At 33.0% G+C, this 12,343-nt stretch carries 11 protein-coding genes; 3 read left to right on the top strand and 8 right to left on the bottom strand.

Annotation, left to right across the window (positions count from 1 at the left end; all coding sequences use genetic code 11):
* Positions 1-59: 59 nt before the first annotated feature.
* The 5 genes from ACN1CN_RS05875 to ACN1CN_RS05855 form a co-directional block, all read right to left on the bottom strand.
* A complete protein-coding gene (locus ACN1CN_RS05875; RefSeq protein WP_419134974.1) occupies positions 60-596 on the bottom strand; it encodes a hypothetical protein in 537 nt (178 codons plus the stop codon).
* A gap of 66 nt (positions 597-662) precedes the next feature.
* Complete coding sequence (locus ACN1CN_RS05870) at positions 663-1,646, bottom strand: hypothetical protein (RefSeq protein WP_291286374.1); 984 nt, start codon at positions 1,644-1,646, stop codon at positions 663-665.
* A gap of 8 nt (positions 1,647-1,654) precedes the next feature.
* Positions 1,655-3,334: a DUF6909 family protein gene (locus ACN1CN_RS05865; protein WP_419134973.1), complete on the bottom strand. Its 1,680-nt coding sequence runs from the start codon at positions 3,332-3,334 to the stop codon at positions 1,655-1,657.
* 129 nt (positions 3,335-3,463) lie between these two features.
* Positions 3,464-4,948 carry a GH3 auxin-responsive promoter family protein gene (locus ACN1CN_RS05860; protein WP_419134972.1) on the bottom strand — a complete coding sequence of 495 codons (1,485 nt, stop codon included), beginning with the start codon at positions 4,946-4,948 and terminating at the stop codon, positions 3,464-3,466.
* Positions 4,949-4,959: 11 nt separating this feature from the next.
* Entirely contained in the window at positions 4,960-5,460 is a 501-nt protein-coding gene (locus ACN1CN_RS05855; RefSeq protein WP_291286371.1) for a peptidase, read from the bottom strand.
* 211 nt (positions 5,461-5,671) lie between these two features.
* Between ACN1CN_RS05855 and ACN1CN_RS05850 the strand changes: the two genes are divergently transcribed.
* Positions 5,672-5,854, top strand: a complete 183-nt coding sequence (locus ACN1CN_RS05850; protein ID WP_264525828.1) for a Sec-independent protein translocase subunit TatA/TatB — start codon at positions 5,672-5,674, stop codon at positions 5,852-5,854.
* Between the two features lie 68 nt (positions 5,855-5,922).
* Here ACN1CN_RS05850 and ACN1CN_RS05845 read toward each other — a convergent pair whose 3' ends face one another.
* Complete coding sequence (locus ACN1CN_RS05845) at positions 5,923-8,046, bottom strand: Tex family protein (RefSeq protein WP_264525827.1); 2,124 nt, start codon at positions 8,044-8,046, stop codon at positions 5,923-5,925.
* A 116-nt stretch (positions 8,047-8,162) separates the two neighbouring features.
* Between ACN1CN_RS05845 and ACN1CN_RS05840 the strand changes: the two genes are divergently transcribed.
* Positions 8,163-8,426, top strand: coding sequence for a DUF1294 domain-containing protein (locus ACN1CN_RS05840; RefSeq protein WP_419134971.1), 264 nt, complete (start codon positions 8,163-8,165; stop codon positions 8,424-8,426).
* 152 nt (positions 8,427-8,578) lie between these two features.
* Here ACN1CN_RS05840 and rpiB read toward each other — a convergent pair whose 3' ends face one another.
* The gene (gene rpiB / locus ACN1CN_RS05835) at positions 8,579-9,010 is read right to left on the bottom strand and encodes a ribose 5-phosphate isomerase B (RefSeq protein WP_173968156.1); all 432 of its coding nucleotides are present in this window, start codon (positions 9,008-9,010) and stop codon (positions 8,579-8,581) included.
* 812 nt (positions 9,011-9,822) lie between these two features.
* Positions 9,823-10,056: a DUF2007 domain-containing protein gene (locus ACN1CN_RS05830; RefSeq protein WP_264525824.1), complete on the bottom strand. Its 234-nt coding sequence runs from the start codon at positions 10,054-10,056 to the stop codon at positions 9,823-9,825.
* A gap of 107 nt (positions 10,057-10,163) precedes the next feature.
* On the opposite strand from ACN1CN_RS05830, the gene rnr reads away from it, so the two are divergent.
* Positions 10,164-12,341 (top strand): ribonuclease R, encoded by a 2,178-nt coding sequence (gene rnr, locus ACN1CN_RS05825; RefSeq protein WP_264525823.1) that lies wholly within the window; start codon positions 10,164-10,166, stop codon positions 12,339-12,341.
* Positions 12,342-12,343: the final 2 nt, after the last annotated feature.

The raw sequence follows: 12,343 nt of genomic DNA, 5'->3' as shown, positions 1-12,343 counted from the left end.
TAAAAAGAAGGCTATACCTGAAAAGGAACAGCCTTAAAAATTAATATTATTAAAAAAAACTACAATTGAGCTCCTCTTACTTTTTCGATTTCAGGATAAATTGCCGGTTTTGTTAAAAAATACGGGTCAAAATTTTCTCCATTTTTGATAAACGTTACTATTCCTGTGGCCTCATCAAATTTTATAAATTCATTTGGTGTAAAATATTTTAAAATATCTCCTTTCAAAATTTTAAACGTTCTTCCCTCAAACCTTAAAGTTATTGCATTAATTGTTATCGGATCTTGATCTTTCTTTGAACTAATATCAAAGCGAATATCATTTGGTAAAACTCCTTCCGGAACACTGAAAGTAAGCGATTGTGGTTCGATATTTCCTTTTACACCATTATAAACCGTATTTTTATCATCAAAATAGGCAATAGAAGGATCCTTGTAAAAGAGAATTAATTCATCATCTTTTTGTATTTGTAAATCAACAATTACATCAAATGTATTGGCTTTAACTTCCTCCACTGGTGCAACTTCTTCTTTATTTTTACATCCTATAAAAAAAGTTAACAAAACTAAATTTATAAAAATTAACTGTTTTTTCATTGTATGTTTTTTAAACAAAAATATAATTTTTTAGTATTTTAACAACAGAATATTCAACTATCACTATTATAAAACTGTTAACTCTTTTTGTTTATTATAAAAAGCCTTGAAAAGATTTAGAAATCCGAATAGCATAACAAATAAAACCGGTATTATAAATTTCAAACTATTTTCGGCGTATTTGACAAATTCCTTATTTAAGATAATACTGCTTTCTTTTATAATTTTATCAAAACCAATCAACTCAATTCTATGAATTGCCTGTTCATTAATTAAATCATTCTTAGTTTTTATAATATCACTTAATTGTGTGTTTTCATTGTAATACAGCATTTTATCATTTTTATGCGCATTGTTTGTCGCACTCGAAAAATTACTTAAAACCCCATCAATCTGTTTAATGATAGAGTCATTTTGCTTCATTTTTAACTGAACATTTTTATATTCTTCTTTCTGAATTTTGGAATAGTAATCCGATGAGTTTAAATAATTTAAAAGTGGCTTAATTAACTTTTCTTCTGATGATTTTCTTTTCGTTACTAATAAAATAGTCTGAAAAGTATAGTTCTTACTCGTCACATTGTCTTCCAGTACTTTTTTGATGTCACCATCTTCGGCCATCAACTTTATTAATTCAAAGTTTTCAGGTCTGTTTTTAATAAAATTATAAACATCTGCAATTGGTTTCGCTTCTATGATTCTTAGATTTCTTGGCTGTTGAATTCCAACGGTTTCTTTCAAAAAAAGCGTATCATGTTCTTTAATTTTTGAATTGATTAAATCAATTTTTGCGTACAAATAATCCGTACTCTGAAAGTTTGGAGCCACAATAATTTCGTGTTCATAGCTTTTTTGAGTACTGTCTAAAAACACTCCCAAACCAAATCCTGTAAAAACTAAAATTAAAACAATGATCCAATTTCGAATAAAAAACTGGATTCCCCTGAAAATAGAAGCATTGATTCCCTGAAAAAAGTTATTGATTTTTTTTGAAATCACAGCTAAATCAATTTCCTGATCGTCATTATTTTGGGGTACTTTTGTACTCATTTATGGAATTATTTTACGTTGAAAATCTGTTCTAAAATTTTAATGGTAATCAAATAAGTTGGCTTTACACCAGTCGTACCTAATCCACCTGAAGCTAATGTACTACCTGTTTCCAATGGATTATCTGATGCATAATAAGCATAACGAACCTTAATGTCATGCGGAACACTTTTTCTGATTTTAGAGGCCGACTGAATCGCTTTCTGATAATAAGAACCTTCCATTTCCAGGCCTATTACACCCCAGGTAGACTCATGGAAAAACTTCAATAAATCTCTGTTTTGCAATGATGTTCCTAAAACTGTAACCATAGCTCCTTCAAAAACAGCAATATCGTTGCCTTCAAACATAGCTCCGGTTAATTCATTTTCAAAGAAATAATTATCAGCCGTTCCTTCGTTTATATGTGCAGTTGGGATCATGATATCTCCTTTTCCACCCTCTAAAATTCCGGCTTTCCCCATAATGGAAACTGATTTTACATTCAGTAAAGTGTCTTTTTTAAACGGTTTCAAAAGCTCGTCGATAGTCTCATATGCCTGCTCACCAAATGCATAATCCATAACAATAATAAGAGGCTTTTCTTCCTCCAGTTTTGCTTTTGGAAAAGCGGTTTTTGCCCAGTCAATTTTTGCAGTATCAAAAATCTGAACATCGATATTCGTTCCGGAACTATCCGGTAGAGAAATCATACCATTTTTTAGTGCCAGTTCTTCTACAACTCCTCTAATTTCTTTTGCCCCTGATTTGCTTAACTCTTCGTAAATATAAAAATCAGACTTGTCCTTGAATTTTGTTTTCAACAAGGGTGTTGCAAAAATTGAATTCATCACACTGTGCATATTTGCACTTATAACGTGAATTGGGCGTTTTAACAGGTTATTTGCCTTAAGGACTTCCTTGATGTTAGTTGCCCAGATTTCACCATGAATATGATGTCCTAAACGTTCTCTTAATACAGGACTAAAAGTAATGGTACGCTTATTATTGTCAATAACTTCTTCAATTGCTAATTTCCCTAACCAGTATATAACATGCAGAAAACGATCCGGGGCATTTTCTGATCCAAAAGCATCATAAATATCCAAAACCTCTTCAAAAGTTCGCGCTAAAATATTAGCAACATGCGAGATTGCTTTTTCTTTTTCGATTTGAGAAAGTTTCTTTGTTTGCAATACAGCCTGTTCTAATTTAAGCCAATCGCGCGAAACCTCTCCTCCATCATCTAATAAAACTCTGTTTTTAATTTTATGTGATTCGATAAAAATAAAAGTCAGGTGTGTCAAAATATCATAAATATCTGAACGCCCACGAGTAATTTCAACGTTCATTTGTTCCTCGTCAATTCGGTAACAGTTTCTCCTTCTTTTTGGAGGAACAATTGGTTGAAAATGTGATTTAGAATATCCTTCGTCTGACGTTAAATTGATAAAACGACATTGTTCAATTCCAATTGGCAAACGTTCTATAACGTACAAAAGTCCATTTAGTTCTACTTTTTCTTCGCCTATATTTCCGTAAATTTCCGGACGTAATGCTAATAATGATTCGCGTAAACTATCCCCGGAAACTCCCATTGGTTTGTAAAAACCACGGTTGAACAAGTGACGCATTGTAATGTACATTTTTTCTATAGCAGCAGACGATTCCTGTGCTCTTGATCTTGATATATGTTTGGTTTCTTTCATGCTTATTTTATTTTAAAATCTTCTTCCTAAGAAGATGTACTTTGTATTCTTCAATCAACGAAAGTAGTAATTTAAACCTATACTTTCATAAAATCTCAGTGTTACTAAACTGTTGTTTCAGTATAATTTTTACTTTAAATTATCCGCAATATCTCTATTATTGGATAATCTTGGAATTTTGTTTTGTCCGCCTAATTTTCCTTGTGACTTCATATATTCCTGAAATCCATTTTTAGACACTTTGGTTACCACCACTTTGCGTAAAACATTTCCGGTAATCAAATCATCATAATAAATGTTTTGCTTTCGCATCGAACTGTCAATTGCTTCTGCAAAAACTTCCATATTTTCTGGCTCGGTTTCAAATTCAATCAGCCATTCGTGATACGGTAACCCGCTTGCCGGATTTATTTGTGGTGCTACTGTAAATTCATTAAGTACAATTTTGGTTCCCTGAGTGGCTTCTTTCATTGCATTCTCCACTTCATTCGCAATCACATGTTCTCCAAATGCAGAAATATAATGTTTGATTCGGCCCGATACTATAACCCGATGCGGAAATAACGATGTAAACTGAACGGTATCACCAATATTATAGCGCCATAGTCCCGCATTTGTCGAAATAATCAAGGCATAATTAACTCCTGTTTCTACTTCTCCGATAGTTAAACTTTTGGGATTCTCTGAAAAGAAGTCGTCGGCCTTAATAAACTCATAGAAAATTCCCGAATTCAACAACAAAAGCATACCTTTTGTTTTTTGGGAATCCTGATAGGCAAAAAACCCTTCAGAGGCAGGAAACAGCTCAATACTGTCTACTTTTTTACCAATCATGTTTTCAAACTTCGCACGATAGGGTTCATAATTTACTCCGCCATAAATAAACAACTGAAAGTTTTGAAACAACTCACTAATTTTTTTACCACCGCTTTTCTCCTGTAAACGTTCGAAATACATTTGAACCCATGACGGAATCCCTGAAATAATGGTCATGTCCTGTTCGATCGTTTCCTCAACAATCGCATCAATTTTGGTTTCCCAGTCTTCAATACAATTGGTTTCCCAGGAGGGCATTCGGTTTTTTTGAAGATATTTTGGCACAAAATGCGCTCCAATTCCTGATAATCGCCCAAATTTGATCCCGTATTTTTCAATTAAAATTGGACTTCCCTGCAGAAAAATCATTTTTCCATCAACAAAATCAGCATTTCCGGTTTCATAAATATAGTGTAGAATTGCATTTCTGGAGGCTTCAATATGATAAGGCATTGACTCTTTGGTAAGCGGAATATATTTTGCTCCTGAAGTTGTACCCGAAGTTTTAGCAAAATAAAGCGGTTTTCCTTTCCAAAGAATATTTTTCTCCCCCATTCGAACCTTATCGATATAAGGTTTTAAATCTTCATAATCACGAATTGGCACACGTTTCCTGAAATCATGAACCGTTTTTATTTTTTCAAAATGGTGATCTTCTCCAAACTGAGTTTCTCTGGCACTATTTATTAAGTTCTTAAATACTGTCTGTTGGGTTTCAACCGGCTTACTGGCCCAAGCCTTTGTTTGATAATATATGGTGCTGGCAAATAATTTTGCCGCTACTGATTTAATAGACATTGTTTGAGATATTAATTCTTATCACTTTTGTTTTTACTTCGGGGTTTTTCACCCGACTCCTTCTCCATCCTGGCCACCTCTTCTCTTAATTTAATCTCTTCTTCTGACGACTTCATATCCACCTCCGAAGGCTCATCCGTTTCGGCTAAAATAGAATCTTTATTGAATTTTGCGTATTCCAGTTCTCCTCTCAAAACCTTCTGAATCCCTTTTATGTAGGCCTCATTTTTCTTTAAAGCAGTTTCCAGAGAATCTGATTTTATAGCCAATTGCGTTGCATTCTTTTTTAGTTCAGAAGAAGAATAGCCCGGAATAAACTCCCGTAAAGGCGTAAAAGCAATGATAAAAGTGGTGATTAAAATTAAAAAGATACCTCCCAAAGTAAACGTCACAAAAACGTTCATTAAATTAAGTTTGAATGAAAAAATTTCTTCAAAAGTATTCTCATTCAAAATCACCAATCGGTTTTTGATGAATAAATTTTTTCTGAAATTGAATTTTTTCGTGGTCATTTATGGTTATTTATACGAGCAAATATAATAATTAATCGTCTTGTTGGTGCGGGACTAAAATGAACGAATACGCTTATTTTATTATTTTATAAAATATTTAACGTTGCCGAAAACAAATATTTTAAGCCAAATACTGTTGTTCTTCGTATATTCTATATACATTTGCGGAAGAATTAGAAAACAATTTGCTTCGGCATTAAATATACAAACCATGGGAAGATTAGGTCTTACAGAAATCCTTGTAATAGTAGGTATCGTGATATTACTTTTTGGAGGTAAAAAAATTCCGGAATTAATGAAAGGTTTAGGAAGTGGAATTAAGGAATTTAAAAACGCTGCTAAAGACGATCAAACCGCACCTCCTGTTAAAAAAGAAGAGGAAGAAAAAAAATAATAACTTGCGAGTTATTAGAAATCCCAAATTACAATTATTAAGATTGTAATTTGGGATTTTTTTATGGCTTATAATACCATCGTCAACTGAATTCTCTTTCTGTCTTCATCAACTTCTGTAACCTTTACATCAACATGCTGGTGTAATTTTACCACCTCGTTTACATCACTTACAAAACCGGCTTTCAATTGAGAAATGTGAACCAATCCACTTTCTTTAATTCCGATATCAACAAAACAGCCAAAATTGGTAATGTTATTCACAATTCCCGGTAAAATCATTCCGGTTTTCAAATCTTTAATTGATTTTACGTTGGCATCAAACTCAAATACCTTAGCCGACTTTCTTGGGTCTAACCCTGGCTTTTCAAGCTCTTTAATGATGTCTTTTAAAGTTAATAACCCTATTTCAGGAGTAATATAATTTTCGGCCTTAATAAGGGCTGTTTTCTCTTTATTAGCGATTAAATCATTCACAGAAAGTTTTAAGTCTTTTGCCATTTTCTCCACAACCGGATAAGCCTCCGGGTGCACAGCCGAATTATCCAGCGGATTTTTAGCATTCGTAATTCTAATAAAAGCAGCGCCCTGCTGATAGGCTTTATCACCTAAACGAGGTACTTTTTTCAGTTGCTTTCTGTCTTCAAAAGGACCATTTTCTGAACGATACTGAACGATATTTTCTGCCAGCTTCTCTCCTATTCCACTCACGTAACTCAATAAATGTTTACTCGCGGTATTGATATTAATTCCAACCGAGTTCACGCAACGAATTACCGTATTATCTAATTCTTCTTTTAATTTCGTCTGATCCACATCATGTTGGTACTGCCCAACTCCGATTGCTTTTGGATCAATTTTTACCAATTCGGCCAAAGGATCTGAAAGTCGTCTTCCAATAGAAACCGATCCACGAACCGTAACATCATAGTTTGGAAATTCTTCTCTCGCAATTTTTGATGCCGAATATACCGAAGCCCCGGCCTCAGAAACAATAAAAACCTGCAGCGGTTTGTCGAACGCGATTTTTTTGATAAAAAATTCCGTTTCGCGTGAAGCGGTTCCGTTTCCAATAGAAATAGCATCAATTTGATACGCATTTACCATAGAACGGATTTTTTTGATCGCCATGGTTTCCTCATTTTGAGGTGCATGCGGATAAATCGTTTCATTGTATAACAAATCTCCTTTTTCATCCAGACAAACCACTTTACAGCCACTTCTAAATCCGGGATCTATAGCCAAAATACGTTTTTCACCCAAAGGCGGCGCTAATAACAGCTGCCCTAAATTGTTTGCAAAAACCTGGATTGAATTGGCATCTGCTTTGGCTTTGGCTTCCTGCAGCGTTTCATTTCCAATAGCAGGATTTAGCAATCGTTTGTAACTGTCTTCAATCGCTAACTGCAAATGTGCGGTTGTACTATTTTGTTTTTTAATGATGATCTCGTCAATAATATCATAAGCTTCATCCAAATCAACATCAACTTTCATTTTTACAAAACCTTCGTTTTCAGCACGAAGCATGGCCAATAAACGATGCGAAGGCGCTTTTGTCAATGGTTCTTCCCAATCAAAATACTGGCTGAACTTTTGAGCTCCTTCTTCTTCACTTTTCTTTTTTACAACTTTTGTTCCTATTACTGCTTTGCGCTGATACAATCTTCGCAACTGTTTACGAACATAAATATTTTCATTAATCCATTCGGCAATAATATCACGTGCGCCCTGCATTGCGGCTTCTTCATTAATCACATTTTCGTTCAGGTATTGTGTCGAAATAAAATCAACATCAACATCATTCTCCGACATGATGATTTTTGCCAATGGTTCTAAACCAAATTCACGGGCAACATCTGCTTTTGTTTTTTTCTTCTTTTTAAAAGGCAGATAAAAATCTTCAATTTCCTGCAAGTCAAAACTTTGTTCAATTTTTTGTTTCAATTCAGGCGTAAGTGATTTTTGTTCTTCGATCGATTTTAAAACCGCTTCTTTGCGTTTTACGATCGTTTCATACTCCTTTTGAAGTTTTGCAATTTGCTCGATTTGAACTTCATCAAGATTTCCGGTTGTATCCTTTCGGTAACGTGAAATGAACGGAATCGTACAATCTTCTTCTAATAATTTTACCGTGTTTTGAATGTTAATTGCCGCTGTTGTTACAGTCTTTGCAATAAATTGAATATTAGTCATACTTTATAATGAAATAATTTCTGGATTAGAAAATGAGATAACCTGTCTTTCAAAATCAACAACAGATTAAGCAATCACCCGGCTAAAATAATATCTTTGTTTTTAATTTTTAGCCAATGGAAGTTTTATTAACGTATTTTTTAGTTGTAAATATCACTGTTTTTATTCTCGCAGGATATGATAAATATCAAGCCCGAAAAAACAAACAAAGAATCCCCGAAAACACCTTGTTTTTTCTGGAAGCTATTGGTGGAACTGCCGGATTATTGTTAGCAATGTTATCCTTTAGACATAAAACGAGTAAATCTTCTTTTATTATAAAATTCTCGTTTATTTTTTTGATTCAGATTGTCTTGATTTATCTAAAATTTAAAGGCTAACATTTAAACATTTGTATTGTTAATAACTACACAAAAACCTTTTTACCAATCACTTAAATCCTTTATTTAAACAACCAAGCCGGATGAATTTTTAAAATCCGCCCGGCTTGTTTATTGATATTTGGTGCGAAGCACCGGATTTTTTTTGAGTTTTATTGACAAGCAATTTTATTTACTCTGTTTTGATGTCTTCCACCTTCAAATTCCGTTGTTAAAAAGGTTTCAACAATTTCAACAGCTTGTGGAATAGACGTAAAACGCGCCGGAATACTCACAATATTGGCATCATTGTGTAAACGTGTCAAATATGCAATTTCTTTAGTCCAGCATAACCCAGCTCTTACTTTAGGGTGTTTGTTCGCAGTCATCGCAATTCCGTTTCCGCTGCCGCAAATTACAATTCCAAAATCAGCTTTACCTTCAGAGACATCATTTGCAACCGGGTGACCAAAATCCGGATAATCTACAGAATCTTCAGAGTCTGTACCATAATTAGTTACTTCATATCCTTTTGCCTGAAGCATCTTAACAATTGCTTTTTTATACTCTGGCCCTGCGTGGTCATTTCCTATCGAAATTTTCATTGTAATTACTATTAAGTTGTGTTCTGCAAATTTACTTAAAGAATTTCTTAGCTGTATACTATTTAGAAAAAAGTTAGCCACGAATTTCACTAATTAGCACTTATTATTGTTCTTTGTAACCATCAAAACTATTTATAAAGCTTTAAATTCAATTGGAGCAAATTCGTGAAATTAGCAGCAAAAAAAGAGTAGAATACAACAACCTTACTATCAAAACTTTAACACTTATTAACATTATTAACAAGGCTGTAAGTAACTCATAATCAATAAATAATAATCAGTTATTTTGTTAAAATTTTATAATGTTAATAGCAAAAGCTAATTCGTTGATATTCAATTAACTTTAAGTTAACATTATTTGTTAATAAGTTGAGATAGAAAATTAGAAGTTTTTTTTGGTTGTGTCGAAAAAAAACCTAATCCAAAACCGGAATGAAATAACCTAATAAAGTTTGAGGAATTTTTGGAAAAGTTATCAATATCAAAAATGCCATTTTCAACAAAAACCAACAAGTGAACTTATCTACAAAATCAATTCATTTATAGTTGTCAACCGTTGTTAATTAAAATACAAAAACTCTTATAAATTAGACTTTTAACTAAATATAAGTATGTTGATAACTCTAAATAACTAAGAGAAACTTCATTTCAATGCTTTTAAAAATAAATTTATAGCACATATTAACAAGCTATAATAACAAACAAAAATTAATTTAATTTAAATTTTTCTTTTTGTTGTATTTAATATATGTTGACAACTTTGAAAAGATTAAAAAGAAAAATATTTTTTGAAATTGAAAAAATAGAAGGATTCAAACAATTTTAAGTGGGTTATTAAGATTGTCCAGAATTTGCTGAACTTCTTCAAAATCGTTTGGATGAACTTTGAGTTTGATTCCACCGAGAGCGGAAGTGTACATGGGAACGACAGAAAGGGTCATTTCGTTTTCAAAAAAATAAGGAATCTCTTCTTGTTCTAATAAGTGTTTCAGAACAACTGTTTCGTGCAGGTAATTGAATACTGCAATGGTTTTAAAGCTTTCCATATTGGGTCTTTTTGTAAAGATACGAAAGTTATATTTTTAATAATTTATTTGTTAAAATCTATAATCTGATATCTTATTTGTAATTTTAACTTTTTAAGAAAAGATATATGAGTAAGAAAATTAGAAAGCCGATAAAAAAGGAGAAAGATTTCTCGAGTAAAATAGTAAAGATTTTATCGCAAAGCCCAAATAAAGCATTCAACTACAAACAAATAGCAGCAAAGTTAGAACTTGATGATACCAAAAGCAGAAATGAGATTATAAAAGATTTAAAGATTCTTGCTGCTTCAAAAAAGATTATAGAATCAGAACCGGGTAAATATTTAGTAAAAGCCGAAAGTCAGGATTACTACGAAGGAACAATTGATATGACCAGCAGAAAAACGGCATATTTTATTTGTGAGGAGTTTGCCGAAGATGTTTTTATCCCAACCAATAATTTGAACAGGGCCTTAGACAAAGACAAGGTAAAAGTTTATGTGTACAACCGAAGAAAGGGTAAAAGACCTGAAGGTGAAGTAATTAGTGTTGTAGAAAGAAATAAAACAGAGTTTGTTGGAGTAATAGATATTCAGGCCAATTTTGCTTTTGTATCTACCGCAAACCCTAAGATGTATACGGATATTTTTATTCCGAAAGATAAAATAGGAGAGGCTGAAAATGGTGATGTTGTTTTGGTTACCATTGAAGACTGGCCTAAGAGAGCTGATAGTCCGTTTGGATCTGTAATCAGAGTTTTAGGAAAACCGGGAGAACACAATACCGAGATTCATGCTATTTTGGCTGAATACGGTTTACCGGCAGATTTTCCGGTAGAAGTAGAGGTGTATGCACAAAAAATAGATACTTCGATTCAGGAAGCCGAGATTGCAAAACGTCGTGATATGCGTGATACACTTACGTTTACGATAGATCCAAAAGATGCTAAAGATTTTGATGATGCATTGTCTTTTAAAAAATTAGAGAATGGAAATTATGAAATAGGTATTCATATTGCCGATGTTTCGTATTATCTGGAAGAAGGAACAATCTTAGATGATGAGGCCTACCAACGTGCAACTTCGGTTTATTTAGTGGACAGAGTAGTACCAATGCTTCCGGAAGTTTTATCTAATTTTGCTTGTTCGTTGCGTCCGAATGAAGAGAAATATACTTTCTCAGCCATTTTTGAAGTTTCACCAACTGCACAAGTTATCAACCAATGGTTTGGAAGAACAGTAATTTATTCCGATCAGCGATTTGCATACGAAGAAGCGCAATATATCATTGAAACAAAAGACAATACAATTCCTGTTGATGTTTCAATTACCGGAGAATCTTATGTGGTTTCAGATGAAATTACAGAAGCTACTTTAAAATTAGATGAATTAGCTAAGATTTTAAGAAAGAAAAGAATGGCCAATGGCGCTATTTCTTTTGATAAAGTAGAAGTAAAATTTAACCTGGATGCCGAAGGAGAACCGGAAGGAGTATACTTCAAAATTTCAAAAGATGCCAATCATTTAATTGAAGAATTCATGCTTTTAGCCAACAGAAAAGTGGCGGAGTACATTGGTAAACAAAAGAAAACATTTGTTTACAGGATTCACGATGAACCTAATGAGGACAAATTAATTGCGATGCAAACTGTAATTGCTAAATTTGGATATAAAATAGATTTTAGAAACAAAGGCGATATTTCGAAATCATTGAATGCTTTGATGGAAGAAGTAAATGGTAAAAAAGAGCAGAATTTAATTGATACTCTTGCTATTAGAAGTATGAGTAAAGCCAAGTATTCGACAGAAAACATTGGTCATTATGGTTTAGCTTTTGATTATTACAGCCATTTTACATCACCAATTCGTCGTTATCCGGATGTTATGGTACATCGTTTATTGCAGTATTATTTAGACAATGGAGCTTCTGTAGACGAAGAAGCTTACGAAACAAAATGTTTACATTGTTCGAATATGGAAAGTTTAGCGACTAATGCTGAACGTGACAGTATCAAATACATGCAGGTAAAATACATGCAGGATCACCAGGACGAAGAGTTCCTTGGAGTTATTTCGGGTGTTACGGAATGGGGAATTTATGTTGAAATTGTTTCCAACAAATGCGAAGGAATGGTAAGAATCAGAGAGATAAAAGATGATTACTATACTTTTGATGAAAAACAATATGCCTTGGTTGGAGCCACTTCAAATAGCATTTTACAATTGGGTGATGAAATTTACGTAAAAGTTAAAAATGCTGATTTAGTTAAAAAACAATTGGATTTTCATTTTTTAAGAAGAGCATAATA

Origin of the sequence: Flavobacterium sp. T12S277 (genome assembly GCF_048514875.1) — a bacterium.
Taxonomy (GTDB): Bacteria; Bacteroidota; Bacteroidia; order Flavobacteriales; family Flavobacteriaceae; genus Flavobacterium.
The sequence above is the reverse complement of the archived record's forward strand: the minus strand, read 5'-3'. Positions and strand labels throughout refer to the sequence as shown.

Coding starts and splice junctions, on each gene's coding strand:
- ACN1CN_RS05870 (WP_291286374.1), bottom strand. CDS start 1,646: ATGAGTACAAAAGTACCCCAAAATAATGACGATCAGGAAATTGATTTA.
- ACN1CN_RS05860 (WP_419134972.1), bottom strand. CDS start 4,948: ATGTCTATTAAATCAGTAGCGGCAAAATTATTTGCCAGCACCATATAT.
- rpiB (WP_173968156.1), bottom strand. CDS start 9,010: ATGAAAATTTCGATAGGAAATGACCACGCAGGGCCAGAGTATAAAAAA.
- ACN1CN_RS05855 (WP_291286371.1), bottom strand. CDS start 5,460: ATGACCACGAAAAAATTCAATTTCAGAAAAAATTTATTCATCAAAAAC.
- ACN1CN_RS05850 (WP_264525828.1), top strand. CDS start 5,672: ATGGGAAGATTAGGTCTTACAGAAATCCTTGTAATAGTAGGTATCGTG.
- ACN1CN_RS05875 (WP_419134974.1), bottom strand. CDS start 596: ATGAAAAAACAGTTAATTTTTATAAATTTAGTTTTGTTAACTTTTTTT.
- ACN1CN_RS05840 (WP_419134971.1), top strand. CDS start 8,163: ATGGAAGTTTTATTAACGTATTTTTTAGTTGTAAATATCACTGTTTTT.
- ACN1CN_RS05845 (WP_264525827.1), bottom strand. CDS start 8,046: ATGACTAATATTCAATTTATTGCAAAGACTGTAACAACAGCGGCAATT.
- rnr (WP_264525823.1), top strand. CDS start 10,164: ATGAGTAAGAAAATTAGAAAGCCGATAAAAAAGGAGAAAGATTTCTCG.
- ACN1CN_RS05830 (WP_264525824.1), bottom strand. CDS start 10,056: ATGGAAAGCTTTAAAACCATTGCAGTATTCAATTACCTGCACGAAACA.
- ACN1CN_RS05865 (WP_419134973.1), bottom strand. CDS start 3,334: ATGAAAGAAACCAAACATATATCAAGATCAAGAGCACAGGAATCGTCT.